A 25,222-nucleotide genomic window follows, 5' to 3' on the forward strand; every position below is an offset into this window, starting at 1 on the left:
CCCTTAGGGGCCGACCCCAGTCTTCGCTTTCGGGTTGGGTATTGCTTAGTTTGTTTTTGTTACTTTGCTCAGGTGACGCGGTGCGTCCGGGTCCATGCCGCGTGCGGCCGACAGTTTTGCCGCCATCACGTAGAAGGCCTGAATGGCGACAATCGGGTCGAGATCCGGCGTGGCCGCCACGGGCAGGGTCAGGTCGCGTTCGGCCACGTCGGCGGGGGCCGCCAGCAGGACCTTGGCGCCGCGGCCGCGCATTTCCGTCGCCAGTTGCAGCAAGCCGGCCTGGGTTGGGCCGCGCGTTGCAAAAATGAGCAGTGGGTAGCCGTCTTCGATCAGGGCCATCGGGCCATGCTTGATTTCGGCGCCGCTGAAGGCTTCTGCCTGCAGGGCCGAGGTTTCCTTGAATTTCAAGGCCGATTCCAACGCCACCGGGAAGCTGATGCCGCGTCCCACGACCATGATGTTGCGCGCCGGCGCCAGCACGTCAATCGCTGGCGACCAGTCTACTTGGGTCGCTCCGAGCAGCGCTTCGGGCAGCGCTTCGAGGCCTGCTTGCAGCTCGGGGTCGTTCTGCCACTGGGCCACCATGCGCGCGCCGGCAACCAGGCTGGTGATGAAGCTTTTGGTGGCGGCGACGCTTTGTTCCTTGCCGGCGCGCAGGGGCATGGCCCACTCGGCGGCGTGCGCCAGCGGCGAATCGATGTCGTTGACCAGGGCCACGGTGGTAGCGCCGCCGTCGCGGAAGTAGCGGATCGGCTCGACCACGTCCGGGCTCTGGCCCGATTGCGAGATCGAGATGGCCAGGGTGTCGCGCGTTACCAGCGGCGATTTGTTCAAGGTCACCAGCGACATCGGCAGGGACGCCACGACACGGCCCAGGCGCGCCATGATCAGGTAGGCGACGTAGTTGCAGGCGTGGTCCGAGCTGCCGCGCGCGATGGTCAGCGCGGTCGAGAACGAGGTGCTCCTCAATTTGCGGCCCAGTTCCGCGTAGCGATCCGTGTCGCTGGCCAGTTGCAGGGCGACGCATTCGGCGGCGGAAATGGCTTCTTTAAGCATCATTGAGGTCACAGATTTCTCCTTCTATATACACAGCTTTGAGTTTGAGATCGCGATCGAGTACCACCAGATCGGCGTAAGTGCCGGGGGCCAGCCGGCCGCGTTCTTCCAGGCCCAGATAATCGGCGGCGTTGGTCGACACGCGCTTGGACGCGTCGGCCAGGTCCAGTCCCAGTGCCACCAGGTTGCGCAGCGCCTGGTCCAGGGTCAGGGTGCTGCCCGCCAGGGTGCCGTCGGGCAGGCGTACGCCGCCCATGCATTTCTGCACGGCGTGGCGGCCCAGCATGTATTCGCCGTCCGGCATGCCGGTGGCGGCAGTCGAATCGGTGACGCAGTACAGGCGCGGGATGGCGCGCAGGGCGACCTTGATGGCACCCGGATGCACGTGCAGCAGGTCGGGGATCAGTTCGGCGTATTCGGCGTGCGCCAGGGCGGCGCCGACCATGCCCGGCTCGCGGTGATGCAGGCCGCTCATGGCGTTGAACAGGTGCGTGAAGCCCATGGCGCCATGCTCCAGCGCGGCGACGCCATCTTCATAGGAGCCGAGCGTGTGGCCGATCTGCACGCGCACGCCGGCGTCGGCCAGGGCGCGCACCAGGTCCAGGTGGCCGGCGATTTCCGGTGCCACGGTAATGACGCGCAGTTTGGCCAGCGTTTGCAGGCGTTCGATTTCGGCCAGGGTGGCAGCGCGCGCGTAGTTCGGTTGCGCGCCGAGCTTGCCCGAATTGATGTATGGGCCTTCCAGGTGGGCGCCCAGCACGCGCGCCGTGTTCGGGCGGCGGTTGTTGGCCGCGATGCCGATGGCCGTCAGGGCCATGTCGATATCTTCGGGCGGCGCCGTCATGGTGGTAGCGAGCAGGCTGGTGGTGCCGTGGCGCGCATGGATGGCCGCGATGGTGTAGACAGCTTCGCCGCCTTCCATGATGTCCTTGCCGGCACCGCCATGCACGTGCAGGTCGATAAAGCCGGGCAAAATATAATCGTCGCTGTTGTTCGACGGGTGGCGCGAATCGCCGGTGATGCTGTCGACGCGTTCGCCGAAGGCGATGGCGCCGTGGATCCAGCCGCCGGGGGTAAGGATATTGCCTTTGATAGTGCTGCTCATCTGCGCGACTCCGCTACGAATTCATAATAATCACTGCGGCAATACGAGTGGGTCAGTTCCACCGCTGCGCCGTTGTCGAGATAACTGACACGGGTGATGTGTAACATCGCTTCACCCGTCTTGATATTGGCCAGCTTGGCCTGTTCCGCCGTGGCGTTGACGGCGCGGATATGCTGCAGCGCGCGCATCGGAATGGTGCCGCGCGACTCCAGGTAGCCGTACAGCGAATCGGTCACTTGCTGCGGGTCCGGCATGTATAGCGCGGGGATGGTGGTCGTCTCGATCGCCATCACCACTTCGTCGGCCGTGCGCAGGCGGCGCAGACGCGCCACCGGCATGTGCGGCGACAGGCCCAGTGACAGCAGTTCCAGTGGCGCGGCCACGCCGATATCGCGCTGCAGCCAGCGCGAGCCCGCGGTAAAACCGCGCTGGCGCAATTCTTCCGAAAAGCTGGTCAGGCGCGACAGCGGCTGTTCCAGCTTGGGCGTGATGTAGGTGCCCGAGCCGCGCTTGCGCGTCAGCATGCCCCGGTCGCACAGCATGTCGATGGCTTTGCGCGCCGTGACGCGCGAAATGTCGAGGATTTCCGACAGCACGCGCTCCGAGGGCAAGGCCTGGTTGGCGCGCCAGTCGCCGCTGGCGATGCCGTCCGACAGCATGTTCGCCAACTGCATATAGAGCGGCGTGTCGCTGGCCGGATTGGGTTTGAAGGCAGACAGTTTGGCCAGCATGCTCATTGCTCCTGCAAATGCTTGCGTATCAGGCGCAGGGCGCCTGCCGCCGAGTCGCCCTGTGCCGGCACGACCCGTTGCAACAGCGCCGCCGGCAGGTAGCTTGACAAGGGCGCCGCCAGGCCGCCGCACAGGGCCACGGGCAAGGTGCCGGTCGGGTCGAGGGCTCTGGCGATGAGGGCGATCTGCTGGCCCGCTTCGCTCAGGATGTCATGCGCCACCGCATTGCTGGCCGCGTGTTCCAGCACCAGCGGCGCCAGTTGCGCGAACGTGGTCTGGCTGGCGGTAGCCAGCCAGACCTGCATGGCGTCGCGTTGGCCGCCGCAGGCGTCGATGACGGCCGTGGCGAAAGCACTGCCGGGCAAGCGTCCGTCGACCACTTGCTGCACGTGGTTGACGGCGCGCATGCCGATCCAGGCACCGCCCGCCTCATCGCCTGAGGGGAAACCCCAGCCGCCCACTTCGTGATGGCTGCCGTCCGCATGCAGTACTTCGCCCACGCTGCCGGTGCCGATAGCCACGATCGCACCCGGCAGGCCCGCGTGCGCGCCCAGCAGGGTGGTCAGGGCATCCGATTCCAGTGCCACAAAGGCATAGCCGGGATTGTCTGCGATGAAGCTGGCGGCCCATTGCTTGTTGTGCACGCCAGCGAGGCCCAGGCCGATGGCCATGCGCTGCAGCGATGGCTGTTCCAGGCCGGCGCTGCGCAAGGCCAGGGTGACGGCATGCGCGACGGAAGCCCAGGCCCGCTCGATACCCAGTCCGAGGCCGGAAGGACCGCTTTGTCCCTGAGCCAGCTCCTGGCCGTCGAGGCGCGCCAGGCGTACGCGGGTGCCGCTGCCCCCGCCGTCGACGCCGATTATGTATTCGATCATGTTGTGCAGTCCCGCATATGGTTGATTGCGCCTGTCTCGGTTCTTTTATTTGTCGGGCGGCGAAAAAGCTGAAGGCACTATATTGTCGCCTCGATGGCTTGTCAACAGGTATTTAAGTGGTATTAATCAATGCCTGGTCCCATGTCGTGCAACGACTGAGAGAATTATTGCAAGTCATTGTTAATAAAGGTTTTTTTGTATATCGTGAATGGTATTGAAATTGGCCTTGTTTAATGCCAATTTTTCTTCAGTGGTCTATGTCTGATGTTGCAACATTACTTGTATGCCTGCTTGGCAAGGTGCGCCATGAAGAGTAAAGTCGGCCTTTTACACCTGAGTTGGAAGAGCATGATGAACGACAAGGCAGCAAAGAGCGATTATTGGGACGACTGGCAGCAAGAGGCGCTGGCCGCTGGCGTGTCGGCGCCGCTGGCCGCGCTGGGCATGGAAATGATGCGCACGCACCGCAAGAACCGCTGGCCGAAAGATTTCCTGGGTCGCGAAAGCGATGGACCGGTGATGATCGAAATGTGTCTGGAAGATGAGGCGGAAACGGAATTGTTCTTTATCGAGAACCTGTATCCCTATGATGCAGCGCTGATCGAAAAGACGCGTCGTCGCCTGTGCCTGCACTAGACTGATACGCGCGTATGATGGGAACGGCCGCCGTGTGCGGCCGTTTTGCTTTTCGGCTGGTATTTTCATGCGGGAGTGTCATAATGGGTCAGGCATTTCCGCCCAAGTATGGAGTAGATGATGAGCAAGGCACAGGACAGTAAGAAGGAAGCCAAGAAGGAACCGGCCAAGACCATGAAGGAAAAGAAAGAAGCCAAGAAGGTCAAGAAAGACGAGCGCAAGCACTGATCATGCGCATGCGCCGTGCATGGACGCGCTCGTGGCCTGCGCCGGCCGTAGCGGCGGCGTTTGCCCTGCTGGCCTTCGGTGTCCCCGTGTCCGGCGTACTGGCACAGCAAAAGGCAGCGCCGACGACGTTCGGGCAAGTGGTGGGCAATGCCGTGCTATGCATAGATCAGATCGACAACAAGGCCTTCTATGCTTATTTGCTGACGTCCTTCGGTCCTGCCTACAAGCATGAAGGCGGTGCCTACTGGTTCCGCACGGAAGCGACCTTGTGGGGCGCGCCCGTGACCGACGTGATCGTCAGCGACGACACCAGCGCCCTTGTCTTCATGGGCGTGGTGGCCGATTCGACGCCGGAAAAGCTGGAGCCGGCCATCCGCAGCGCCTCGGGCCTGCGTTTTAATAAGCTCGACAATTCCGCTTTTCCCGTCCGCGGCTCCATGCCTGGCAGTAAAATCGTCTACTTCCGTAGCAAGGCGAAAGTGTATTGCGCCAAATACAAGCCGTTGCCGCCGGCCCGCACCCGATGAAGGTATCGGCTTGCTGTCGCGCATTTTGATCGTTCCATCCGCAGGGTCTTCATGTACACGCATTATTTCCAGCTCAAGCAATCGCCGTTCTCGATCGCCCCCGATCCGCGCTACCTGTTCATGAGCGAACGTCACCGCGAAGCGCTGGCGCACTTGCTGTATGGCGTGGGCAGTGGCGGCGGCTTCGTGCTGCTGACGGGAGAAATCGGCGCCGGCAAGACCACTGTCTGCCGCTGCTTCATGGAACAGATGCCGGAAAACTGCCAGCTCGCTTACATTTTTAATCCGAAACTCTCCGTCGAGGAATTACTGCACTCGATTTGCGAGGAGCTGCATATCGCCCTGGCACCTGGCGTTGCCAGCGTGAAAGGCTATGTCGACGCCATCAATGCGCACCTGCTGGCCAGCCATGCGCAGGGCAAGAATAATCTGCTGATCATTGATGAAGCGCAAAACCTTTCCGCCGCCGTGCTGGAGCAGCTGCGTTTGCTGACGAACCTGGAGACGAGCGAGCGCAAGCTGTTGCAGATCATCCTCATCGGCCAGCCGGAATTGCGCGCCATGCTGGCCCGGCCCGAGCTGGAACAGCTGGCGCAGCGCGTGATCGCTCGCTATCACCTGGGCTCGCTGACGGCCGAGGAAACGGCCAGCTACATCCGCCACCGCCTGGGCGTGGCGGGTAGCACCGCGCAGACGCCGTTCGCGCCGCACCTGATGGCGCAGATCCATGCCTTGAGCCACGGCGTGCCGCGCCGCATCAACCTGCTGTGCGACCGCGCGCTGCTGGGCGCCTATGTTGAAAACCAGCCGCAGGTGACGCGCCAGATACTGCGCCGTGCCGCCGAGGAAGTGTTTGCACAAGAGGGGCAGCGAGCTAGCGGGCGTGGCCTGCGCTGGCCGCACGTGGCAGGCGGCGTGCTGGCCGGTGCGCTGCTGACGGCCGCGCTGGCCTGGCACTTCATGCCGCGCGCTGGCATGCCCGCATCGACCGCCGTCGCCGCCGCCGTGCCGGCCGTGTCCGCCGTAGTGGTCGCAGCGGTGGCCGCGTCCGCACCTGCTGGCGTGCCGGACCGCAATGCCGTGCTGCGCCAACTGGCCGCGCTGTGGGGCGAGCAGTTGCCGCCCGGCGACGCTTGCCAGGTGGGCGCCCGCGCCGGCCTGCGCTGTCTGCATAGCCGCGGCGGCATCGCCGAGCTGCGCGTGCTGGACCGTCCGGCCATGCTGGCCTTGCGCGATGCGCAAGGAGTGCAACAGCTGGCGCTACTGACGCGGCTGCAGGGCGAGACGGCCACGCTGATGCTGGACGGTAAGCCTCAAAGCTTGCCCCTGGCTCAGTTGGTGCAGCGTAGCGATGACAGTTTTACGACCTTCTGGCGCGCTCCGCGCAGTTGGCGCGACGAGGTGCCGCTGGGAGCGCGCGGCGCCGACGTGGACTGGCTGGCGCAGCGCTTGGCGCAGCAGAGGGGCTTACCGGCGCCGGCCGCCAAACTGGCGCTCGACGCCGAGATGCAAGCGCAGCTGCGTGCTTTCCAGCAGAGCCAGAACTTGCGCGCCGATGGCTTGGCAGGCCCGAAAACATATATACGCCTGATGCAACTGGGTGACAACGCGGAGCCACGCCTGAGTAGCGCCGCGCCGGCCGTGGCAGCACCCGCTGCGACGGCGATGCTGGCGGGGAAATAAGATGTCCTACATACTTGAAGCATTGAAAAAATCGCAGGCCGAGCGCCAACTGGGCGAGTTGCCTTCGATCCACGCACCGCACGTGCCGCTGCACGCTGCAGCCGCGACCTCTGCGGCGCGGCGCCCCTCCGTCTGGCTGGCGCTGGGCGGCGTCAGCGTGGCCGTGGCCGTGGCTGCCGCGCTGCTGCTGTGGCAGCCTTGGCAGGCGGGCGCTGCCGCTGCCGCTGCCGCTGCCGCTGCCGCTCCTACCGCTGCCGCTGCTATCACTGCTGCCGCCCCTAGCGCTGCTGCCGCAGCTTCCGTTGTCCCCGTCGTGCAGGCCCAGGCTGTGTCAACGGCCTTGCCGGTGGCTGTCTCGCCAGCGACTCCTGCGCCGGTGCCCGTGCCCGTGCTTTCTCCGAGCGTGCCGCCAGCTGCCAGCGCTGCGCCCGTGCATCATGCGAGGCCCGTGGCGGAACCCCGGCAAGAGACGCCCGGCCAGCCCGCGCCGCCGCCCCTTGCCAGCCCAATGCCTGCAGCGGCACCCGTGCCTGTTCTCGCGCCTGGCGCAGAGGAAAGCGTGCCCGGCGTACGTGACTTGCCCGAGCCGATACAGCGGCAAATCCCGCCGCTCGCCATCGGCGGTTATATCTACTCGAAGAATCCGGCTGACCGATTGTTGCTGATCGACAAGGTCCTGCGCCACGAAGGCGAGGAGCTGGCGCCTGGCCTGGTGCTGGAAAAATTGCAGCCCAAGGCGGCCATCTTCAGTTTCAAGGGCTATCGTTACCGCGTGCCGTATTGAAGCATTGCGCGTCAAGGCCGCGCCGACATCGATGGCTTGCAGCTTAGCCATGCCAATTGGCGCGCGGGCGTGGCCTACCCTATGCACGACTGCGGTGCACGGCCAGCCATGCGCCGGCCGCGCATGGCACGCCAGCGTTCGGGGCGGCGCGCTGGCGCCAGCGCGGCTGCGTATAATCACTGCTTCTCAATCAAGGAGTGACCATGCACGATGCGATGCCCGCCCACCCGGTACTGGGTGTGATCGGCCGTTCCGGTAGCGGCAAGACGACCCTGCTGGAATTTGTGGTGAAGGAACTGGCGGCGCGCGGCTTGCGCGTCAACCTGGTCAAGCACAGTCACCACGACCTGGCGCTGGAGCCGCCGCAGAAGGATAGCGCCCGCCTGCGCCTGGCCGGGGCGGCAGAAGTGCTGGTAGCCTCGCCGTACCGTTTTGCCATCGTGCATGAGCTGCGCGGTGCGCCGGAACCGAGCCTGGCGCAGCAATTGGCCCGCATGGGGCCGGCAGACCTGACGCTGGTAGAGGGTTTCAAGACGGACCCCATCCCCAAGCTGGAAGTGTTCCGTCCGGAAGTGGGGCAGGCGCCTCTGTATCCGCATGACCTGCAGGTGATCGCCGTCGCCTCGGACAGCCCGGCGCCGGCCGACTTGCGCGACGGTGTGCAATGGCTGGACCTGAATGCGCGCGAACAAGTGCTAGCCTGGCTGCTGAACAGACTTTAAAAAATAGGCTAAAGGTTTGCCGCCGCCATCCGTTAACCTTGGTAGATCCTTATAGGAGAAACGTATGAACGTCGGAAGCATTGCTCAACTGTCAACTACGATGGCGCAGACAGGCACGCAGCAAGCCGTCGGTTTGACTGTCCTGAAAAAAGCCCAGGATATCCAAAGCTCGACTGCCACTGCCTTGCTGGCAGCGCTGCCACCAGTACAGCCGGCCTCGAATCTGCCGCCTAACCTCGGCAACCGCATCAATACCACAGCCTGAGTTCAGGCTTGCGGCGCCAGTCTGGCGCTAGCCAGATCAACACCCATGCCCGCGCCAGCGTCGCCGACGATGGCGCGCTGGCGCGTGGGCAATGCTGTGCTATCCACATGCTCATGCCTGCCCTTGCGCTTGCATCGAAATGACTGGCTGGCGATAGTTCCCCACGGCGCGGCCGATTCAGTAAAATGATAGTCATTACAGCGCATTGCCCATGGCGCACCCTGGGGCGTGCCTTTACTTTGACCCGTGCAAGAGGATTATCCATGAACAAACGTCAAGCTCTCATCGCCGCCGCCCTTGCGGGCATCTGTGCCGCTACTGCCGTCAACGCGGCCGAGCACGATGCTCCTGCCTCTGGCAGCAAGGAAAAATGCTATGGCATCGCCAAGGCAGGGCAAAACGATTGCGCCTCGTCCGATGGCGCGCATTCTTGTGCTGGTCAGGCGCAGGCCGACAACTTGCCCACGGAATGGACCTATGTTGCCAAGGGAACGTGCCAACAGGCGGGCGGCTCCGTGAAGCCGATCAAAGCCGGCAAGGCGACAAAACCGGCCACGCAGTCGTAAGCGTCCATCATCAGCTCATGCCGCAGCTAGCGCTTGCCGGCGCCGGCGCCGGCGTCGGCTTGCGCGCCGCGCACTACCGCGATTTCCTGGAGCGCCGTCCCGCCGTGGGCTGGCTGGAAGTGCACACCGAAAATTATTTGCAGCCATCGGGCTGGGATAGTCATGTGCTGCACACGCTGCGCCAGGATTATCCGCTCAGCCTGCACGGCGTGGGGCTGGGCCTAGGTTCGGCGCGCGGTTTTTCCGATGCCCATTTGCAGCGCGTGTGCGCCGTGGTGGAGCGGATCGAGCCGGTTCTCGTGTCGGAGCACCTGTGTTGGGGTGCCGTGGCGCAACGGCAACTCAATGATCTGTTGCCGCTGGCCTTGAATGGCGCCGCCCTCGACGTCATGTGTGCAAGCGTCGGACGCGTGCAAGATGCGCTGAAAAGGCCGATCTTGGTGGAGAATGTCTCCACTTACCTGCGCTTTGCCGACGATGCCATGAGCGAGGCGCAATTCCTCGCGGAACTGGTGCGCCGCAGCGGCTGTGGACTGCTGCTCGATATCAATAATCTATATGTGAACCAGTGCAACCACGGCGAAGATGCCTTGCTTGCCATGCAGGCGATCGTGCCGGGCAGCGTGGGCGAGTTGCACCTGGGCGGCCATCTGCTGACGCCTCGCGCCGTGATCGATCACCATGGCGCGGCCGTGGCTGATCCCGTCTGGGACTTGTACGCAGCCGCGTTGCAGCGCTTTGGCGCGGTGCCCACCCTGGTCGAATGGGATACGGATTTACCGCCGCTCGATATCCTGCTGGGCGAAGCGGACAAGGCGCAAGCCATGTTGACGCGCCACCAGCAACATCGGCCGTGGCATGGGATGTCGTCCTCACCAGCGCCAGCGCCATCGCTGTCCGTGTCGTTAGATGCGCTGGCGGCCGGGCAGCAAGCGTTTGCCACGGCCTTGCTCGATCCCGCGCAAGGCGCGCAAGCCCTGCCAGGCTTCGCGGGAGCGGCGCCGCTAGAGCGTTTCTCTTTGTATCGCGGCAACTTGAGCGCCACCTGGCGCCGCACCCTGGGCCAGGTCTATCGCGTTGTGCTGGCGCTGGTGGGCGAGGATTTCTTTGCTGGCCTGGCACGCGCCTATGGCCGGCAGATGCCATCCGATAATGCGGATTTGAACCAGTTTGGCGCCCGTTTCGCCGATTTTCTGGCTGCGTTCCCGCCGGCGGCCAACTTGCCCTACCTGCCGGACATGGCGCGCCTGGAATGGGCCTTGCATTTGGCCCATTACGCGGCAGATGCGCCAGCGCTGGCGCCCGAGTCGCTGGCTGCCTTGCATCCTGAGCAACTTGAAGCACGCCGTTTTGCCTTGCATCCCGCTTGCACCTTGTTGGCATCGCACTGGCAAGTGGCAGCCTTGTGGCAGGCGCATCAGGAGCATGCGGGGCGGGGCGAAGGGCAGGGGGCGTTTCCGCAAGAGATGCACGTGGAGAGCTGGGCGCTGGTATCTCGTGCGCGCTGGAAGGCGCAAGTGCTGGTACTGGATGCGGGGGCGCATGCGGCCTTGCTGGCCTTGCAGCAGGGACAGACCTTTGGCGCCGCGCTCGATGCGGCGTTCGAGCGGGACAGCGCATTTGACTTGGCGGCATGTTTGCGCCAGTGGCTGGCGCATGCAGTGTTGTCGGCGTGATCGCTTACTCGAAGGCGCGCAGTACGCGCGCTTCGCCCGTCTGATCGCGGTACGCGGCATTCGCGGCCAGGGTGGCGTCCATCATGCGCGTTACTTGTTCTTCTTCAAAGCGGGCCAGTTCGGCAGTAGCTGCGACGAGGGCCTGTTCCAGCCTGGCGCGCGCGCTTTGATATAGGCTGCTCGTGTATTTTTCTGTGTTGCGCAGCAATTCCTCCGCGCTTTCTATCACTTGGCGCAAGTCGCCGATCAGGCGTACCTGGTTGCGCGTACCTTGTTCGGGTTGGTCCATGGCGCTTCCCTTCTGCAATCGATATTTATCTGACAATAGCGACGTGTTGCAGCTCGATCCAGGCAGCCGGGCCGGCAGGCGCTGGCAGGATGCATGGGGTGCCTTCGCGCCCCATGCCGGGGTCAGGCTGGAGCGACGACCGTGATGCGGATGTCGCTCACGCTGACGACCTGGCCGGCGCGGATCTTGGCAGTCTTGCGCAATTCTTTCTTGCCATCGACCTTCACCACGCCGCTATCGACCATGACCTTGCCTGCGCCACCACTGTCGCACAAGCCCACCAGCTTCAATAGCTGGTTCAGCTCGACGAACTCGGATGTTAAATCAAAGCTTACTTTTTGCATTATATCCCTTATTGCAATGATGTTTTTTAAGTACCAAATGATGGCATCAACTCAGGGTATAGTTTACATGAAGCTAGCGATAATGCGGGCTGAGCCTTAACTTTTGTTGGGCCGCGTCATCTCCAGGGGCACGATCCACGCACGCAATTGCGCTTCCGTCACGAAGCCCAGCCCCAGCGCCGCTTCCTTCAAGGTCGTGCCTTCGTGCTGTGCCCGCTTGGCGATTTGCGCCGCCTTGTCGTAGCCGATATGCGGTGCCAGGGCCGTGACCAGCATCAGGGAGCGTTCCATCAGTTCGGCGATGCGTACACGGTTCGGTGCGATGCCGTGCGCGCAATGCGTGTCGAAGCTGCGCATGCCGTCGCCCAGCAGGCGCGCGCTTTGCAGGAAGTTGTGCGCAATCAATGGCTTGAAGACGTTCAGCTCGAAATTGCCCGAGGCGCCGCCGACGGTGATGGCGACGTCGTTGCCAAACACCTGACAGCACAGCATGGTCAGCGCTTCGCACTGGGTCGGGTTGACCTTGCCCGGCATGATGGAGCTGCCCGGCTCGTTTTCAGGGATGCTGATTTCACCGAGGCCGGAACGTGGGCCGGATGCCATCCAGCGCACGTCATTAGCGATCTTCATCAGCGCCGTCGCCAGGGTTTTCAGCGCGCCATGCGCGGCCACCAAGGCATCGTGGGCGGCCAGGGCGGCAAACTTGTTGCTGGCCGTGGTGAATGGCTGGCCCGTCAGGCGCGCCAGTTCGGCGGCGATGCGGTCGGCAAATTCGACGTGCGCATTCAAGCCGGTGCCCACGGCTGTGCCGCCGGCGGCCAGTTGCCGCAGCGCTGGCAGCGCTGCCGTGAGGATCTGTTCGGCAAAGTCCAGCTGTGCCACGTAGCCGGAAAACTCCTGGCCCAGCGTCAACGGGGTCGCGTCCTGCAAATGGGTGCGGCCGATTTTGACGATGTCGGCAAATGCCGTGGCCTTGGCGTCGAGGGTGGCGCGCAGCTGGCGTAGCGGCGGCAAGACCGTGTCGGCGACGGCGAGGACGGCTGCCACGTGGATGGCGGTGGGGAAGATGTCGTTCGAGGACTGGCCCAGGTTGACGTCGTCGTTCGGGTGCAGCAGGCGCTGCTCTCCCCGCAAGCCGCCGATCAGCTCGGAACCGCGGTTGGCCAGCACTTCGTTCATGTTCATATTGCTTTGCGTCCCCGAGCCCGTCTGCCAGACGGCCAGCGGAAATTGCGCTGCATGCTTGCCGGCGAGTACTTCGTCGGCCGCCTGCGTGATGGCGACGGCTTTGCGGCCATCGAGCAATCCCAGCTCCAGGTTGACGTGGGCGGCTGCGCGCTTGACGGTGGCCAGGGCGGCGATCAGTTCGGGCGGCATCGTTTCTGTGGAGATATGAAAGTGCTCAAGCGAGCGCTGCGTTTGCGCTCCCCAAAGCCGCTCGGCGGGTACGTCGATCGGGCCAAAACTGTCGCGTTCGATTCTGCTGCTCATGGCATCGCTTTCATCGGTGGAGGTGGATCGAGTGTACTCCAGACGCCAAAAAGGCACAGGATAATGCTGTAAGGCATCATTTTTGCCATGACCCATCTATATTTTTGCGATTCCCTGCCGTTAAAGAAAGACGAGTTCCGATTATTTATCTTGTTATCAAAGCGATCAGTCCATGCAAAGCAGCATTGTTCCCCGTTGGTCCCTGCTCGCGTGCGCCGCCGCCAGCCTGGCCTTGTCGCCTGTCATGGCGGCCGAACTGGGCGAGATGGCGCTGCTGTCGCATGTGGGCCAGCCCTTGCTGGTCGAGATCGAATTGACGGCCCTGGCGCCCGAGGAAGCGGGCGGCGTGTCCGTGCGCTTGGCCTCGCCCGATGTCTACCGGGGCGGCGGCATCAGCATGGACCCGGCCCTGAAAGCGTTGACGATCAGCCCGCTGGAGCGGGGCGGGCGGCGCTATGTGCGCGTCAGTACGGCGCAAGCGATCCAGGCAGGCTACGTGCATTTGTATTTATTACTGGGCAATGGTAATGGTGCCATCGTGCGCCTCGCTACGTTGTGGCTGACGCCGGCACCGCCGGCCACCGCCATCGTCGCCTCCGCCAGTGCGCCAGTCGGGCCCGCCATTGCGGCACCCGTGCCACTGTCTGTGCCGCTATCGCCGCCACTGCCACTGCCGCGCGCTGCGCCCGGCGCGCCGCCACCCGATCTCGCCGCACTGGCGGCCCGCGCGCGCGCCGAGGGTCTGGTACGTCCGGCGCGCGTGTTTGTGTCGCCGCCCGCTGCACCCACGCTGGCTGGCCCGCCGCCATTGCGCCGCGCCAAGGCGCCAGCGGGCGCTTGCGTGCCGCAGGCCAAGCTGGAGCAGGCACAAGAGTGCGTGGCGCTGGATCAGAAAAATGCCGCACTTAATGAAAAGCTGGGTGAGTTGGAAGGCAAGATCGGCGCCTTGCAAAAGGCACTGGCGCTGCCCGTCGTCGCCGCCGTACCGGTTGCCGTGGCGGAGGCGCCGCATGCCAAGCCCAAGCCCCTGAAGGCGGTAGCGCCAGCTGACAAGGAAGCGAAGGCAGGCGGAAATGGCTTGCTATGGCTCGGTATTGGCACCCTGGCCTTCGTGTTGTTGACGGCGCTTATTGTATATGTCGTGCGCAAGCGCAAGCACAAGCGCAAGCAAGCGCCTGGCACGAACGCGCCGTCAAAATACTGGGTCTTGCTGCGCAAACCGTTTGGCCGCAAGAAAGAGGTGCCAGTGTTGACGGAGGCGGTGGAGGCAGAGGTGGCCGAGCCCGAAGTGGAGCCGTTCTCGCGTTAATGCTGCTGCCAGGTTAGCTAAATTTGATATTAAAAAAGATATTCAAAAAAGATAGAAAAATACCTGGCTACGGTGTTGCCTATATTTTAAAGATGGTGATATGATCAACGCAGTGGACTTGCTCTACGACAAAACAGTCCCAGCCTGTCGCAGTCACCAACGATAGTGTGGCGCGGCAAACAGGTGTAGCGTTGCATAAACGCCTGGGTCTGGAAGCGGTTTGCGATGCCGACGATGTGCTCGCGAACGCCGGATGCAACCGGCAGCGAGGCGACGCCAGGAGATACCTGGGGTTCGCCTTCCACATTCCGCCTCCTTGCCGCTTGAGTGCCACAAATGCTGCGCTCGCGGCACGGCGGCAGATGTAAAAAAAGCACCCTCAGGTGCTTTTGTCGTTACTGATGCGACGAACTTATTTACATGTGGGTGCGCGATTCCGGCATGTTGTTCGACAGTTGCGTCATCCACGGTTCCGTGATGGTGCGGATTTCGCGGTCGTTTGCCAGGATTTGCTTGAGTAAATCGATCTTGCGCTGGCGCGAGGCGCCGGTCTGGGCGGGCACCTTGCTTGTCATGGTAGGGCTGGCGGCGGCGGCGCACTGGTTTTCCAGGGTATCGAAGCCATCCCAGTCGCTCGAACGCGCTGCGACCACCATTTTATTGGTCATTCCTGCAATATTTTCATACATCGAGAGAACGTCGTTGGAGGTCATGAGCACACCCGTAACTAGTGAATGGATTACCGCTTGTCTAGATTAACGGCGTGCTCATCTGGAACTTTAGGGTATGTTTTAAAAAAAGTGAAAATAATTTGCAGCTAGCCTGGCGGGCAGCACAATTGCCCGCCAGGCTGCATGGATGCTGTCTCGACACTGTCGCCACCGATGCCTTTATTTGACGAGTTCTTCCAGTCCCGCGCTCAGTTCGGCTGGCGGCGGCATCTTGTCCACCAGCGCCAAGGGCGGCAAGTTCAGCGCTTCAGCCACCTCGCTGGGGTAGCAAGCGATAATTTCTTCATGGCTCAACTGGTTTTCATCAATGCGCGCGCGCCAGGCGGCCAGGTGCACGATGGCGGCCAGGCGATTTAACGGTGCCTTGGCCAGCGGATCGGGAAAGGCGGCGAGGGTCTCGGCAAAGGTGGCGGGAAACTTCCAGCGGCGCGCCAGTTCTGCGCCCACTTGCGCATAGTCATAGCCCAGCGACGCGCGCTCGGCGTTGAGCCGGCGCGCGTCAAACGGCGGCGCGATCTTGTCGAGCTGCATGGCTTGCTCGGGCATGACGGCATGGATCACCAGTTGGCCGATTGCATGCATCATGCCGATGGTGAACGCCAGATCCTGGTTGTCGCCCGTCTGCTTGGCGATCCAGCGGGCCGACACGGCACTATGCAGGCAGTAGCGCCAGAACTGCGGCAGGTTCAGGCCGGGTACGGCCTTGTAGCCGCTGACCAGGCCCGAGCTGATGACGAGCGTGCGTACAGTCACAAAACCAAGCATCAGCACGGCGTCTTCGACCGTGCCGATGCTGCGCGAGACGTGGTAGTAGGCGGAGTTGGCCAAGCGCAGCAGCTTGGCGCTCAAGGCAGGGTCGGCTCCCAGCTGGCGCGCGATCTCCTCGGTGGCAATGGCGGGGTTGTTGAAACTGCGCACCAGTTCATCGACGATCTTCGGGGCGGCAGGCAGGGCGTGGGGATGCTGGAACAGAGCTTCTAGTTGCATGGCAATAATCTCCTTGGCATTCGCGCGTCATGGGATGAAGCAACTATATGCCGGTTTTTTGTCCGTATGCAAAAAAATTTCAGGGGCATTTTTTCGGCCCGAAAACATGATGATTTTGGCTGTGCAGCACGGACATTCCCGCTGACCGCAGCCGCCGGGACTCGTTCGCCATCCTCGCTAATGCGGCCAAGGAGCGCATCATCGGTCTCGTCGAACGCATGGGCGCAGCGCCATGGACGGACGCGGCAGTGCGCCAGCTCAGCGATTTTTACTGTTCCTGGATGGATCAATCGACTATCAAAATGCAAGGCTGGTGGCCGACGTCGAGCCGCTTAATGCCAGCAATTTTTATACGCAAAACCTGTTCGACCCGTGGGGCGCGTAAAACTTGAATGACGCGACGCGCCATGCGGCTGATGTTTTGCAAGGTGGGCTGGGCTTGCCCGAGCGCGCCTTCTGCCCATCGGCGATGCCGCTGCTGTGTTAGGAACCGTACAGAACCTTTGATAGTCGCTGCGTACTATGAACACATCGACACGCAGCAACAGTTTGCCGCAGCGTGTGAGCCGCAGCGCCGGCCCTGTTGGGCCGGACAGCAGATGAAGCAACTACAGTGAGGAATTATCATGAACAAAGATCAAGTCGAAGGTAAGTTGAAGGAAGTCGGCGGTAAAGTCCAGGAAGCCGCTGGCAAAGTCGTCGGTAGCGAAGAACAGCAAGCCAAGGGCCTGGCAAACCAGGTCGAAGGCAAGGTACAAAAGAAAGTTGGCGATGTGAAAGACGCAGTGGAAACCATCACGCGCAAACCGTAACTCGCCGTACACATGAAAAAACCGCCGCCTGTCGCAAGACAGGCGGCGGTTTTTTTGTGGGTGCAGCGCGAAACTTATGGCGCCGGATTGGCCAGCTTTTGCTTGAAGAACATTTCAATTTTCTTGTACACGTGGCGCTGGCCCGCGCGCGACGAGATGCCGTGCTTGGCGCCCGGATAGGTCATCAGGTCGAATTGCACGCCGCGGTTGACCAGCGCGTCGATCAAACGCGTGCTGTTGCTGAACAAGACGTTATCGTCAGCCATGCCATGCACCAGCAGCAGCGGCGATTGCAAGCCGTCCAGGTGGGCGAACACGGTGCTGTCTTTGTAGCCGTCCACGTTTTCCTTAGGCATGCCGAGGAATTGCTCCGTGTAGTGGGTGTCGTACAGCGACCAGTCGGTCACGGGCGCCACCGAGACACCCATGGCGATCTTGCTTGATGCAGCTGACAGCAAACGCAGCGTCATGAAGCCGCCATAGCTCCAGCCAAACACGCCGATGCGCTTGGGATCGACGAAGCTTTGCTTGCCCAGCCAGGCTATGCCGACCAGCTGGTCCGCCACTTCGGCTGCGCCCAGCTTGTGATAGATGGCGTCCGTGAAGGCGCGCTCGCGGCGCGACGAGCCCCGGTTATCGAGGCGGAAGACAACAAAGCCTTGCTGTGCCATGTACTGGTCGAAGTTGTTGCCCCAGCGGCGGGCCACGTGCTGCGAGTGCGGGCCGCCATACGTCGACAGGTAGACGGGATAGCGTTTGCTCGCGTCGAAGTTCGACGGTTTGACGATGGAATAATGGAGCGTTTGGCCATCGTCGGCTTGCAGGGTGCCGTACTGCGTCGGCAGGTGGTCCGCCTTGTACTTGAAATACGGATGGCTGGTGTTGAGCGCATTTTCTTCCAGCCAGCCCACCATGCTGCCGTCCGGGCGGTGAATGCTCACTTGCGGTGGCGTGGCCGGATCGGAATACGTGTCGACGAAGACTTCGCCATTGCGCGAGAACGTCGTGTCGTGCCAGCCGTCGGCTTTCGTCAGACGCTGCGGCTGGTCGGCCGTGCTGCCATCGAGGGCCAGGGCGTAGGTCTGCTTGTCGATCACGGCGTCGCGGTTCGACGAGACGAACACTTTGCCGGTTTTCTGGTTCACCGCCAGCACGCTGTCGATGCCCCACGCGCCTGAAGTGACCGGGTGCAGCAGCTTGCCGTGCATGTCGTACAGGTACAAATGGTTGCGGCCCGTGCGCTCGGACGACCAGAGGAAGGTACCGTTCGACAGGAAGCGCAGGTCGTCATGGATGCTGACCCAGGTTGTCGACTTTTCCGTCAGCAGCGTGCGCTGCGCCAGGGTGCTCGCATCGACTGCGACCAGATCGAGTGTCTTCTGGTCGCGCGATTGGCGCTGGTAGACCAGCGACTTGCCATCGAAGCTCCAGTCGGCGCGTACCAGGTAGATGTCCTGATTCGAGCCCAGGTCCACCTGGCGCTGCGCACCCGTTTCCGGCGAGACGATCAGCAACTGCACCAGCACGTTCGGATCGCCGGCTGCAGGGTAGCGCTGCTCGACGACGTCGGTGCGGTCGGCGAAGATTTCAAAGCGGCGCACGACGGGTACGGGCGCTTCGTCATAGCGTTTATACGCGATGGCGGAATCGTCGGGGGCCCAGTAATAGCCGGTGCGCTGGCCCATTTCTTCCTGTGCCACGAATTCGGCTTCGCCGTTGCGGATCGTGCCCTTGCCATCGCTGGTGAGCTGGCGTTCCTGGTTCGTCTTGAGGTCGATCACATAGATATTTTGATCGCGCACGAACGACACGTAGCGGCCTTTTGGCGAGATCTTCGGGTCCAGCACATTGCCCTTGGCGACCAGGCGTGCCTGCTCCGGGTGGGCTGCATCGACCAGGTACAGATTGCCGGCCAGCGGCACCAAGAGCTGCTTGCCATCGGGCGACCAGCTATAGCTGAGAATGCCGTTCAGGCTGGCCGTGCGCTCGCGTTCGCGGCGCGCTTGCTCTTCCGGCGAGATGATTTCATTCGGCACCAGCGCCTTCGAGTCGACCAGGCGGTGCGTGCTCTTGTCCTTGAGCTTGAATTCCCACAGATCGAGCTGGAACTGGTTGTCGGCGCGGCCGCGCAGGAACGTGACGCGCGCGCCGTCGGGCGAGACCTTCAGGTTGCGCATGCCGGGGCCGGCCAGCGCCGGATCGGCGTGGATGCGTTCCAGGGTCAGCTTTTCAGCCGATGCGGGAACGCTGGCCATCGCGGCCAGAAAACAAAGAATAAAACGCATGGATGTCTCGGTAGTTGGAAGAATGAATAACGCTGCATGCCGAACAGGGCATCCAGGGTCGAGCGTTGCCTAAGCCTAAGACGATACCAGAGCGTGCCTGTTTATGCGATAGTCCCTGCCACGGAATAAGACCTTCCTGACCGTATTTCCTTTGCCGAAAATATCCGACAGCCGCCCATTCCATGGCGCTTTCCCTAGTTCAGGCCAATATCGTACCTGCTATCACGGTCAGGCAGGCGCCACCTATCCAGGCGTGGTCATCGCGGAAATTGACGGACACGCGGCCGTCGCGCTGCAGGCAGGTGCCCTGGCGTACGCGGTAGTCGGCGCCTGCCAGCAGGTGCGCGATGCAGGCGTTGGCGCTGCCCGTGACAGGGTCCTCGACCAGCGCACCGTGCTCGCTGAGCAGCGCGCGCACTTCGTAATCGGCCGGTCCGTCGGCGCCGTGCGCGCCGTAGAGGGCAAGTCCGTCAGCCATTGACGCGGCCAGTAATGTCGTCAGTGCCGCGATGTCGGCATGGACAGCCAGGCAGGTCGCGGCGCTTTGCAGCGGCACGCACAGCCAGCGGATGCCCATGTCGACGATGGTGCCGCCAGCGGCCGCCGCGCCGCCCAGCGCTGTTTGCAGCAGCGGCAGCAGCGCGGGGGCGAGCGCGCGCGCGGTGCAGGGCGGCGCCTGGAACGCCAGCATGCCACCGGCGCCGCGTTCTATCTGCACCAGGCCGACGCCGCATTCCTGTACGATGCGCGCACCCTTGGGCCGCATGCCCGCATCGAGCAGGGCATGCGCCGTGCCCAGGGTCGGGTGGCCGGCGAACGGGAATTCCATCTCCGGCGAAAAAATCCGCACGCGGTAATCGGCGGCGGGATTAAGCGGCGCCAGCACGAAGGTGGTTTCCGACAGGCCGGTCCAGCGTGCGATCGCCTGCATCTGCGCGTCATCGAGGCCATTCGCATCGAGCACTACGGCCAGCGGATTGCCCGAGAAAGGCACCGTGCTGAAGACATCGACTTGCTTGAAGGGGCGTTGTTGCGGCATGGTGGTTTCCTCGTTGGATTATCGGGCCGCGCGCAGGCGCTGCAGCGACAAACGGTTTAAATACCAGCTTAGCAGGATGGCAGCCACTGTCAGGCCCGTGACCAGGCCTATCCAGAAACCGGCGGCGGCCATCGGTTCGCCTGGCGACCAGGGGAAGCCTTGCGGTGCCAGTCCCAGTACGTAGCCGATGGGTAGCGAGAAGCCCCAGAAGGCCAGCAGCTGGATCAGCATTGGCTGGCGCGTCACCCTGTAGCCGCGGATGGCACAGGAAGTGGCCACCTGCGTGGCGTCGGACAGCTGGAACAGGGCCGCAAACAGCAGCAGTTGCGCGCACAGCGCTTGCACCTGCGGATCGGACGTGTAGGCTTGCGCGATCTGGTGGCGGAAGATGGTGATGAGGGTGGCCGAGACGATGGCCGCCGTCAGCGACATGGCCACGCCCACCCACGAAATGAAGCGGGCGCGGCGCAAATTGGCTTCGCCCACGGCGTGGCCCACGCGCGTGACTAGCGCGATGCCAAACGTGAGCGGCACCATGAAGACGACGGACGAGAAATTGAGGGCGATCTGGTGCGCCGACACCTGGATCACGCCGAAGCGCGCCACCAGCAGGCTGATGACGCCAAAGGCGCTCGCTTCGGCAAAGTAGGTCACGCCGATGGGCAGGCCCAGGCGCAGCATGGGGCCGATGGACGACAGTTGCGGCCACTCCCAGTGCGTGAACGGATACGTGGCGTGGTAGGCGGGGGCGATCCTGATCCAGGCCAGCATGGCCAACAGCATCATCCACACGCAGCAGGTGGTGGCCACGGCGCAGCCCACGCCGCCCATCTTCGGCATGCCCCAGTGGCCATAAATCAGCAGGTAGTTGATGAGGATGTTCAGACCCAGCGCGGCCAGCGCGATGAGCATCACGGGCTTGGTCTGGTTGATGCTGGTGCTGTAGCCGTACAGCGCGCGATAGGCGGCGAACGGCGGCAGCGCGCAGCTGATGATGTGCACGAACAGCTTGGCCTTGGCCGCCACGTTTGCTTCGAGCATCAGGTGGTCGAACACCAGTGCCGCCATGTTCGTCAGCAGGCAAGCCACCAGGCCCACGAGCAGCCCCTTCCACAGCGACTGGCGCACGATGTGCGGCACTTGGTCGTGGCGTGCGGCGCCGATTTCGTGCGCCACCAAGGTATTGATTGCCATCATGACGCCGCTCACGGTGACCAGCACGATGGACCAGATGGCCGCGCCCAGCGACACGGCCGCCAATTCCTCGGGATTCGTATGGCCCGTCATCGCCACGTCGGCCGCGCCCATGCCGACGGTGGCTAGCTGGCCGATCAGGATGGGCCAGGCCAGCTTCCACAGTAAAGAAACTTCAGTACGGACGGCGGACAGGGTGAGCGAGGTAGTGTGTGGCATCGGCTGCAAACGTGGCTAAACGCGGGATTCTACCGGCATTCGCCGTGCTTGTCCGCCGCAGTGCCCTTGGTACCCAGGAGCGCGCTGACGCATGTGTGTTGATTCTGTGCGTTGATCAAGGCGCATGGCAATCACATGCTTGGTGCCGTCAGTGATTGCTTTTGGTAACAATATATTGTGCTTTTCAGATACTTTGTTACACCGTTTTTTCTACGCACGACTACACTGACAGTCGTTGTTATGGAGATCACTTGTCGCTGGATGAAGTTTGACGCCGTGCAGACGACAAGGCCTGCGCCGGCGCGGTGTTCTTGCGCTTTTCCATGGCCTCGTATTTGTTACACTAGCAGCCTGGCGCAACGGCCAGGATCATCATCATCCAAGAATGCACAATGGAGTTAATCATGACGGGCCCTTTGAAACACGCGTTGGCATGCGCTACGACCTTGCTGCTCTCGCTGGGGGCGCATGCGGCCGCCCATGCGGGCGATATCACCTTGTTCGAACATTCTGAGTTTCGCGGCCGCGCCGTGAGCCTGCGCGAGACGACGGACGATCTGTCGCGTTTTGGTTTCAATGACAAGGTGTCGAGCATTCTTGTGCGTTCGGGCACCTGGGATGTGTGTACCGATTCCGGCTTCCGCGGCAGATGCAAGACCCTGGGACCAGGCGAATACAGCGCGATGCCGGGCATGAACGATGCCATCAGTTCGGTGCGCGAGTCGGCTCGTGGCGATGGCTACAATCCGGGCCGGCCGGGGCGCGATCCTGATCATGGCAATGGCGGTTATGGCCGCGGCGGCAGCCTGGAAGTGTATTCGGGCGCCGGCCAGAATGGTGGCTCGGCGCGGCTGAATCGCGATACGGACGATTTTGTCAGCATTGGTTTCAACGACCGCACCACCAGCATCGTCATCCACAACGGCTACTGGCAGCTGTGCAGCGACGCGAACTATAACGGTGTGTGCCGCATCTTCGGGCCCGGCCGCCACGACGACCTGGGACGCGGCCTTGATGGGCGCGTCTCGTCGGCGCGCATGCTCGACGAGCGCGAAGTGCGGCGCCAGCAGCAGTATGATCAGCCTTACCAGCAGCCACAATATCCGCAGTACCAGCAGCCACAATATCCGCAGTATCAGCAGCCGCAATACCAGCAGCGTGGTGCCGTCCTGCTGTTCCCCGGAGCGGGCATGCGCGGCGAACCGCTGGCGCTGGACCGCGATGCGGAAGATCTGGTGCGCTACAACTTCAACGACTGGGCCTCGTCCATCGTCGTCAACGAAGGCCAATGGGAAGTGTGCAGCGATTCGAACTTCCGTGGTCGCTGTGAAGTGATTGGGCCAGGCCAATACGGCCACTTGAACAGCATGGAAAACCAGATTTCCTCGCTGCGCCGCGTGCGCTAGGGAGCCGCTGGTCAATTCGCTTTCTTAGTCGGTAATCGGTAACTGTGCAGTCGGACGCCAACGCCAGCAACGTTGATCGATTTTTGGCGCGCTACGACAGCAATTTGAACCGATTTGACGCCCCATCGGGCGCCTTTCGCCGATCAAGACGCTCTTCGGGTTTCGGTGACGGTAAAGCGCCTGCCGGCGAGCACCAGAAAGGACTTTTGCAGGGGCGGTGTCGGGCGATGAACGTAGCGTAATCGTCACAGGACGCGGCACCGACGTGAACGGGGGGCGAATAAATCAGTGCTTCCTTAGCTATCGCCGAGTATCATGGAGTTGTAAGCGGACTGTCTATCCGTGAGGTGCGATGGCTTGCAGCGGGAATGGTTATGTTGTACCGTCAACTCTGGACTTGTCTGGTAGGGAACGTCAATACTCTACCTTGCCTGGCGAGCCGTTGCCCCAATACGAAAGGACTATCGCATGCTTGATCCGGCGTCCACGATTCCCGAATACGTGCTGGATAAATGGCAGCATACCGTCGATGTCATGGCCGAAGTATTTGAGGTGCCAGCTGGCCTGATCATGCGGGTGCGGCCGGGGCAGATTGAAGTGCTGGTGGCCGCCCAAAGGGTAGGCAATCCATACCACGCCAACGAGATGGCCGTGCTTAATACGGGCCTCTATTGTGAGACGGTGATGGAAACTCGCGCCTTGTTGTACGTGCCTAATGCGTTAGACGATATTGACTGGAAGGACAATCCCGACGTCGCGTTGGACATGATTTCGTATCTAGGCGTACCTTTGCTTGCGCCGAACCAGAACGTGTTCGGCACTATTTGCGTCCTCGATAACAAAACTCGTAGCTACCATGAAAAGTACGTCGAGCTGATGTGGGAAATAAAAAAGAGTATCGAGCGCGATTTAGAGTTAATGGAGCAGCAGCAAAGGCTCATAGAGCAGCAAGAGCAGCTTAAGCGAAGTAATATCGAGCTGACCGCCGCCATTGCCCGCCAACACAGCGATGCCGAGCAACTGCAGCGGTCAAATGAAAAACTCAATCTGGCACTTGCCACGCTGACAGCGATGCAATCCGAGCTGTTGAAATCGGCCAAGAATGCGGCCCTGGGTGCGCTGGTGGCCGGCGTGGCGCACGAGCTTGGCACGCCTATCGGTAACAGCATGCTGGTGGCCAGCACAATCCAAGATCAGGCATCGGCTTTTCGCGACAAGATGGCGACGGGCCTGACGCGTACTGACCTAAGCAGCTTTTGTGAAGCGATGCATGACGGCACCTTCCTGCTGACGCGTAACCTGGAGCGGGCGTCGCAGCTGGTAGCGAGCTTCAAACGGATTTCCGTGGATCCGACGGATATGACGCCGAGCCACTTCAAGCTGCGTCATACTGTCGAGACTGTGGCCGCCGCCGTGCCAGGTTTGCGTCTCGTCAACACCGTCAACGAAGACCTTTCGATGACCGGCTATCTCGGCGCTTTTGCCGATGTGCTTGCCGAATTGTTGGAAAATGCTGCACGTCACGCATTCGTTGGTCGCGCCCCGGGCAATGTCACGGTCGCTGCCCGCATGACGGATGCACGCTGCATCGAATTGACAGTGAGCGACGATGGCGTTGGCATATCGGCAGCTGACCAAAGCCGTGTATTCGATCCGTTCTTCACGACGCAACTAGGTCAGGGCGGCAGCGGCCTTGGCTTGTATACTACATACAACCTGGTCAGTACCGCCATGCGAGGGACGATAGTGCTGGTCAGCACCCCGGGAGTTGGTAGCTGCTTCTCCGTGACGATACCGGACAGCGCATACTAGTGGCGGTAGCATTTTTCTTCATGGCCACATGCAAGGTCACGGATTTGCCTGGAATATAGGGGCGCTTTCGACGACTCGCGGCCCGCGTCGATGCCGACGACGGCGCCAATGGCCTGGCTGTCGTAAATCGCATCCGCAATGCCTTCGTCGGATAAACCGAAGCATAGCAGGCTCACAAACACGCGCTGCAGGCGTGCCAAGCCGATCGGCGGCCGACTCGCATCCTCGACTTTGGGATAGAACGGTTCGACCGCTTGTGAAACTCAAGCAACGCGTCACGCTATCGATCTCAGCCAGGAATCGGTCTTGCCGCGTGCGCTTTTCTTGGCGGCGTATTCGAGACCAGAGAGGGACTTTGGCATGCGCCATGTCGGCGCTGAACGTGGCGCAATCGTGCCCGCTCGCGGCCCTGACGGGAAGGGGGAGACGAATAAATCAGCGTTTCCCTAG

At 62.2% G+C, this 25,222-nt stretch carries 25 protein-coding genes and 1 pseudogene; 13 read left to right on the plus strand and 13 right to left on the minus strand.

Annotated features, from left to right (window positions below; genetic code table 11):
- Window positions 1-45: 45 nt before the first annotated feature.
- From ACQ4V8_RS07890 to ACQ4V8_RS07905, 4 genes are read right to left on the minus strand one after another with little or no spacing between them, the layout of a single operon-like run.
- Window positions 46-1,059 carry an SIS domain-containing protein gene (locus ACQ4V8_RS07890; RefSeq protein WP_010395556.1) on the minus strand — a complete coding sequence of 338 codons (1,014 nt, stop codon included), beginning with the start codon at window positions 1,057-1,059 and terminating at the stop codon, window positions 46-48.
- A complete protein-coding gene (gene nagA / locus ACQ4V8_RS07895) occupies window positions 1,049-2,161 on the minus strand; it encodes an N-acetylglucosamine-6-phosphate deacetylase (RefSeq protein ID WP_010395558.1) in 1,113 nt (370 codons plus the stop codon). Before nagA ends, ACQ4V8_RS07890 begins: the two co-directional genes overlap by 11 nt.
- A complete protein-coding gene (locus ACQ4V8_RS07900; RefSeq protein WP_070346539.1) occupies window positions 2,158-2,892 on the minus strand; it encodes a GntR family transcriptional regulator in 735 nt (244 codons plus the stop codon). The genes nagA and ACQ4V8_RS07900 overlap by 4 nt, the downstream gene beginning before the upstream one ends.
- Before the next feature lie 2 nt (window positions 2,893-2,894).
- Entirely contained in the window at window positions 2,895-3,767 is an 873-nt protein-coding gene (locus ACQ4V8_RS07905) for a glucosamine kinase nucleotide-binding domain-containing protein (protein ID WP_070345666.1), read from the minus strand.
- 348 nt (window positions 3,768-4,115) lie between these two features.
- Here ACQ4V8_RS07905 and ACQ4V8_RS07910 point away from each other — a divergent pair, with 348 nt between their 5' ends.
- The 8 genes from ACQ4V8_RS07910 to bufB all read left to right on the plus strand — a co-directional run bounded on the left by ACQ4V8_RS07910 (window position 4,116) and on the right by bufB (window position 10,854).
- Window positions 4,116-4,403, plus strand: coding sequence for a hypothetical protein (locus tag ACQ4V8_RS07910; protein WP_029496217.1), 288 nt, complete (start codon window positions 4,116-4,118; stop codon window positions 4,401-4,403).
- A 230-nt stretch (window positions 4,404-4,633) separates the two neighbouring features.
- Entirely contained in the window at window positions 4,634-5,158 is a 525-nt protein-coding gene (locus tag ACQ4V8_RS07915) for a hypothetical protein (protein WP_010395565.1), read from the plus strand.
- A gap of 51 nt (window positions 5,159-5,209) precedes the next feature.
- Complete coding sequence (locus ACQ4V8_RS07920) at window positions 5,210-6,841, plus strand: ExeA family protein (RefSeq protein ID WP_436571201.1); 1,632 nt, start codon at window positions 5,210-5,212, stop codon at window positions 6,839-6,841.
- Between the two features lies 1 nt (window position 6,842).
- Window positions 6,843-7,625 carry a general secretion pathway protein GspB gene (locus ACQ4V8_RS07925; RefSeq protein ID WP_436571202.1) on the plus strand — a complete coding sequence of 261 codons (783 nt, stop codon included), beginning with the start codon at window positions 6,843-6,845 and terminating at the stop codon, window positions 7,623-7,625.
- A 203-nt stretch (window positions 7,626-7,828) separates the two neighbouring features.
- Window positions 7,829-8,347, plus strand: a complete 519-nt coding sequence (gene mobB, locus ACQ4V8_RS07930; RefSeq protein ID WP_010395586.1) for a molybdopterin-guanine dinucleotide biosynthesis protein B — start codon at window positions 7,829-7,831, stop codon at window positions 8,345-8,347.
- A 64-nt stretch (window positions 8,348-8,411) separates the two neighbouring features.
- Window positions 8,412-8,612 (plus strand): YjfB family protein, encoded by a 201-nt coding sequence (locus ACQ4V8_RS07935; protein ID WP_029496221.1) that lies wholly within the window; start codon window positions 8,412-8,414, stop codon window positions 8,610-8,612.
- A gap of 263 nt (window positions 8,613-8,875) precedes the next feature.
- Window positions 8,876-9,178, plus strand: coding sequence for a BufA1 family periplasmic bufferin-type metallophore (locus ACQ4V8_RS07940; protein WP_010395592.1), 303 nt, complete (start codon window positions 8,876-8,878; stop codon window positions 9,176-9,178).
- A gap of 17 nt (window positions 9,179-9,195) precedes the next feature.
- Window positions 9,196-10,854: an MNIO family bufferin maturase gene (gene bufB, locus ACQ4V8_RS07945; RefSeq protein WP_436571203.1), complete on the plus strand. Its 1,659-nt coding sequence runs from the start codon at window positions 9,196-9,198 to the stop codon at window positions 10,852-10,854.
- A gap of 4 nt (window positions 10,855-10,858) precedes the next feature.
- Here the strand turns inward: bufB and ACQ4V8_RS07950 are convergent, their stop codons facing one another.
- From ACQ4V8_RS07950 to fumC, 3 genes are all read right to left on the minus strand, one after another.
- A complete protein-coding gene (locus ACQ4V8_RS07950; RefSeq protein WP_436571204.1) occupies window positions 10,859-11,143 on the minus strand; it encodes a DUF883 family protein in 285 nt (94 codons plus the stop codon).
- 122 nt (window positions 11,144-11,265) lie between these two features.
- On the minus strand, window positions 11,266-11,487 hold the full coding sequence (locus ACQ4V8_RS07955; RefSeq protein WP_010395599.1) for an RNA-binding S4 domain-containing protein: 222 nt from the start codon (window positions 11,485-11,487) through the stop codon (window positions 11,266-11,268).
- Between the two features lie 96 nt (window positions 11,488-11,583).
- A complete protein-coding gene (gene fumC / locus ACQ4V8_RS07960) occupies window positions 11,584-12,978 on the minus strand; it encodes a class II fumarate hydratase (protein WP_196855319.1) in 1,395 nt (464 codons plus the stop codon).
- A gap of 172 nt (window positions 12,979-13,150) precedes the next feature.
- Here fumC and ACQ4V8_RS07965 point away from each other — a divergent pair, with 172 nt between their 5' ends.
- Window positions 13,151-14,287: a type IV pilus assembly protein FimV gene (locus tag ACQ4V8_RS07965; protein ID WP_436571205.1), complete on the plus strand. Its 1,137-nt coding sequence runs from the start codon at window positions 13,151-13,153 to the stop codon at window positions 14,285-14,287.
- A 416-nt stretch (window positions 14,288-14,703) separates the two neighbouring features.
- Here ACQ4V8_RS07965 and ACQ4V8_RS07970 read toward each other — a convergent pair whose 3' ends face one another.
- Together ACQ4V8_RS07970 and ACQ4V8_RS07975 are read right to left on the minus strand one after the other, a co-directional pair.
- Complete coding sequence (locus ACQ4V8_RS07970; protein ID WP_029496222.1) at window positions 14,704-15,000, minus strand: flagellar protein FliT; 297 nt, start codon at window positions 14,998-15,000, stop codon at window positions 14,704-14,706.
- 177 nt (window positions 15,001-15,177) lie between these two features.
- Window positions 15,178-16,005 carry an HDOD domain-containing protein gene (locus tag ACQ4V8_RS07975; protein WP_010395607.1) on the minus strand — a complete coding sequence of 276 codons (828 nt, stop codon included), beginning with the start codon at window positions 16,003-16,005 and terminating at the stop codon, window positions 15,178-15,180.
- Between the two features lie 232 nt (window positions 16,006-16,237).
- Here ACQ4V8_RS07975 and ACQ4V8_RS07980 point away from each other — a divergent pair, with 232 nt between their 5' ends.
- Together ACQ4V8_RS07980 and ACQ4V8_RS07985 are read left to right on the plus strand one after the other, a co-directional pair.
- On the plus strand, window positions 16,238-16,390 hold the full coding sequence (locus ACQ4V8_RS07980; RefSeq protein ID WP_157998702.1) for a hypothetical protein: 153 nt from the start codon (window positions 16,238-16,240) through the stop codon (window positions 16,388-16,390).
- 241 nt (window positions 16,391-16,631) lie between these two features.
- The gene (locus tag ACQ4V8_RS07985) at window positions 16,632-16,817 is read left to right on the plus strand and encodes a CsbD family protein (protein WP_196855315.1); all 186 of its coding nucleotides are present in this window, start codon (window positions 16,632-16,634) and stop codon (window positions 16,815-16,817) included.
- A 74-nt stretch (window positions 16,818-16,891) separates the two neighbouring features.
- Here ACQ4V8_RS07985 and ACQ4V8_RS07990 read toward each other — a convergent pair whose 3' ends face one another.
- From ACQ4V8_RS07990 to ACQ4V8_RS08000, 3 genes are all read right to left on the minus strand, one after another.
- Complete coding sequence (locus ACQ4V8_RS07990) at window positions 16,892-19,102, minus strand: S9 family peptidase (RefSeq protein ID WP_436571206.1); 2,211 nt, start codon at window positions 19,100-19,102, stop codon at window positions 16,892-16,894.
- 199 nt (window positions 19,103-19,301) lie between these two features.
- The gene (locus ACQ4V8_RS07995; protein WP_010395616.1) at window positions 19,302-20,141 is read right to left on the minus strand and encodes a PhzF family phenazine biosynthesis protein; all 840 of its coding nucleotides are present in this window, start codon (window positions 20,139-20,141) and stop codon (window positions 19,302-19,304) included.
- Between the two features lie 18 nt (window positions 20,142-20,159).
- Window positions 20,160-21,554 carry an MATE family efflux transporter gene (locus ACQ4V8_RS08000; RefSeq protein WP_196855314.1) on the minus strand — a complete coding sequence of 465 codons (1,395 nt, stop codon included), beginning with the start codon at window positions 21,552-21,554 and terminating at the stop codon, window positions 20,160-20,162.
- Between the two features lie 404 nt (window positions 21,555-21,958).
- Here ACQ4V8_RS08000 and ACQ4V8_RS08005 point away from each other — a divergent pair, with 404 nt between their 5' ends.
- Together ACQ4V8_RS08005 and ACQ4V8_RS08010 are read left to right on the plus strand one after the other, a co-directional pair.
- Window positions 21,959-22,960 carry a beta/gamma crystallin family protein gene (locus ACQ4V8_RS08005; RefSeq protein ID WP_010395621.1) on the plus strand — a complete coding sequence of 334 codons (1,002 nt, stop codon included), beginning with the start codon at window positions 21,959-21,961 and terminating at the stop codon, window positions 22,958-22,960.
- Between the two features lie 468 nt (window positions 22,961-23,428).
- Entirely contained in the window at window positions 23,429-24,772 is a 1,344-nt protein-coding gene (locus ACQ4V8_RS08010; RefSeq protein WP_010395623.1) for a GAF domain-containing sensor histidine kinase, read from the plus strand.
- Window positions 24,773-24,840: 68 nt separating this feature from the next.
- On the opposite strand, the pseudogene ACQ4V8_RS08015 reads toward ACQ4V8_RS08010, so the two are convergent.
- Window positions 24,841-25,134 (minus strand): annotated as a pseudogene (locus tag ACQ4V8_RS08015) (transposase); the annotation flags it as partial.
- Between the last annotated feature and the right edge of the window lie 88 nt (window positions 25,135-25,222).

The organism is Janthinobacterium paucivorans, from assembly GCF_051380805.1.
Classification (GTDB): Bacteria; Pseudomonadota; Gammaproteobacteria; order Burkholderiales; family Burkholderiaceae_D; genus Janthinobacterium; species Janthinobacterium lividum_D.

Excerpts from the sequence above, each read along its gene's own strand:
- ACQ4V8_RS07890 (WP_010395556.1), bottom strand. The coding sequence starts at position 1,059 with ATGATGCTTAAAGAAGCCATTTCCGCCGCCGAATGCGTCGCCCTGCAA.
- nagA (WP_010395558.1), bottom strand. The coding sequence starts at position 2,161 with ATGAGCAGCACTATCAAAGGCAATATCCTTACCCCCGGCGGCTGGATC.
- ACQ4V8_RS07900 (WP_070346539.1), bottom strand. The coding sequence starts at position 2,892 with ATGCTGGCCAAACTGTCTGCCTTCAAACCCAATCCGGCCAGCGACACG.
- ACQ4V8_RS07905 (WP_070345666.1), bottom strand. The coding sequence starts at position 3,767 with ATGATCGAATACATAATCGGCGTCGACGGCGGGGGCAGCGGCACCCGC.
- ACQ4V8_RS07910 (WP_029496217.1), top strand. The coding sequence starts at position 4,116 with ATGATGAACGACAAGGCAGCAAAGAGCGATTATTGGGACGACTGGCAG.
- ACQ4V8_RS07915 (WP_010395565.1), top strand. The coding sequence starts at position 4,634 with ATGCGCATGCGCCGTGCATGGACGCGCTCGTGGCCTGCGCCGGCCGTA.
- ACQ4V8_RS07920 (WP_436571201.1), top strand. The coding sequence starts at position 5,210 with ATGTACACGCATTATTTCCAGCTCAAGCAATCGCCGTTCTCGATCGCC.
- ACQ4V8_RS07925 (WP_436571202.1), top strand. The coding sequence starts at position 6,843 with ATGTCCTACATACTTGAAGCATTGAAAAAATCGCAGGCCGAGCGCCAA.
- mobB (WP_010395586.1), top strand. The coding sequence starts at position 7,829 with ATGCACGATGCGATGCCCGCCCACCCGGTACTGGGTGTGATCGGCCGT.
- ACQ4V8_RS07935 (WP_029496221.1), top strand. The coding sequence starts at position 8,412 with ATGAACGTCGGAAGCATTGCTCAACTGTCAACTACGATGGCGCAGACA.
- ACQ4V8_RS07940 (WP_010395592.1), top strand. The coding sequence starts at position 8,876 with ATGAACAAACGTCAAGCTCTCATCGCCGCCGCCCTTGCGGGCATCTGT.
- bufB (WP_436571203.1), top strand. The coding sequence starts at position 9,196 with ATGCCGCAGCTAGCGCTTGCCGGCGCCGGCGCCGGCGTCGGCTTGCGC.
- ACQ4V8_RS07950 (WP_436571204.1), bottom strand. The coding sequence starts at position 11,143 with ATGGACCAACCCGAACAAGGTACGCGCAACCAGGTACGCCTGATCGGC.
- ACQ4V8_RS07955 (WP_010395599.1), bottom strand. The coding sequence starts at position 11,487 with ATGCAAAAAGTAAGCTTTGATTTAACATCCGAGTTCGTCGAGCTGAAC.
- fumC (WP_196855319.1), bottom strand. The coding sequence starts at position 12,978 with ATGAGCAGCAGAATCGAACGCGACAGTTTTGGCCCGATCGACGTACCC.
- ACQ4V8_RS07965 (WP_436571205.1), top strand. The coding sequence starts at position 13,151 with ATGCAAAGCAGCATTGTTCCCCGTTGGTCCCTGCTCGCGTGCGCCGCC.
- ACQ4V8_RS07970 (WP_029496222.1), bottom strand. The coding sequence starts at position 15,000 with ATGACCTCCAACGACGTTCTCTCGATGTATGAAAATATTGCAGGAATG.
- ACQ4V8_RS07975 (WP_010395607.1), bottom strand. The coding sequence starts at position 16,005 with ATGCAACTAGAAGCTCTGTTCCAGCATCCCCACGCCCTGCCTGCCGCC.
- ACQ4V8_RS07980 (WP_157998702.1), top strand. The coding sequence starts at position 16,238 with ATGGACGGACGCGGCAGTGCGCCAGCTCAGCGATTTTTACTGTTCCTG.
- ACQ4V8_RS07985 (WP_196855315.1), top strand. The coding sequence starts at position 16,632 with ATGAACAAAGATCAAGTCGAAGGTAAGTTGAAGGAAGTCGGCGGTAAA.
- ACQ4V8_RS07990 (WP_436571206.1), bottom strand. The coding sequence starts at position 19,102 with ATGCGTTTTATTCTTTGTTTTCTGGCCGCGATGGCCAGCGTTCCCGCA.
- ACQ4V8_RS07995 (WP_010395616.1), bottom strand. The coding sequence starts at position 20,141 with ATGCCGCAACAACGCCCCTTCAAGCAAGTCGATGTCTTCAGCACGGTG.
- ACQ4V8_RS08000 (WP_196855314.1), bottom strand. The coding sequence starts at position 21,554 with ATGCCACACACTACCTCGCTCACCCTGTCCGCCGTCCGTACTGAAGTT.
- ACQ4V8_RS08005 (WP_010395621.1), top strand. The coding sequence starts at position 21,959 with ATGACGGGCCCTTTGAAACACGCGTTGGCATGCGCTACGACCTTGCTG.
- ACQ4V8_RS08010 (WP_010395623.1), top strand. The coding sequence starts at position 23,429 with ATGCTTGATCCGGCGTCCACGATTCCCGAATACGTGCTGGATAAATGG.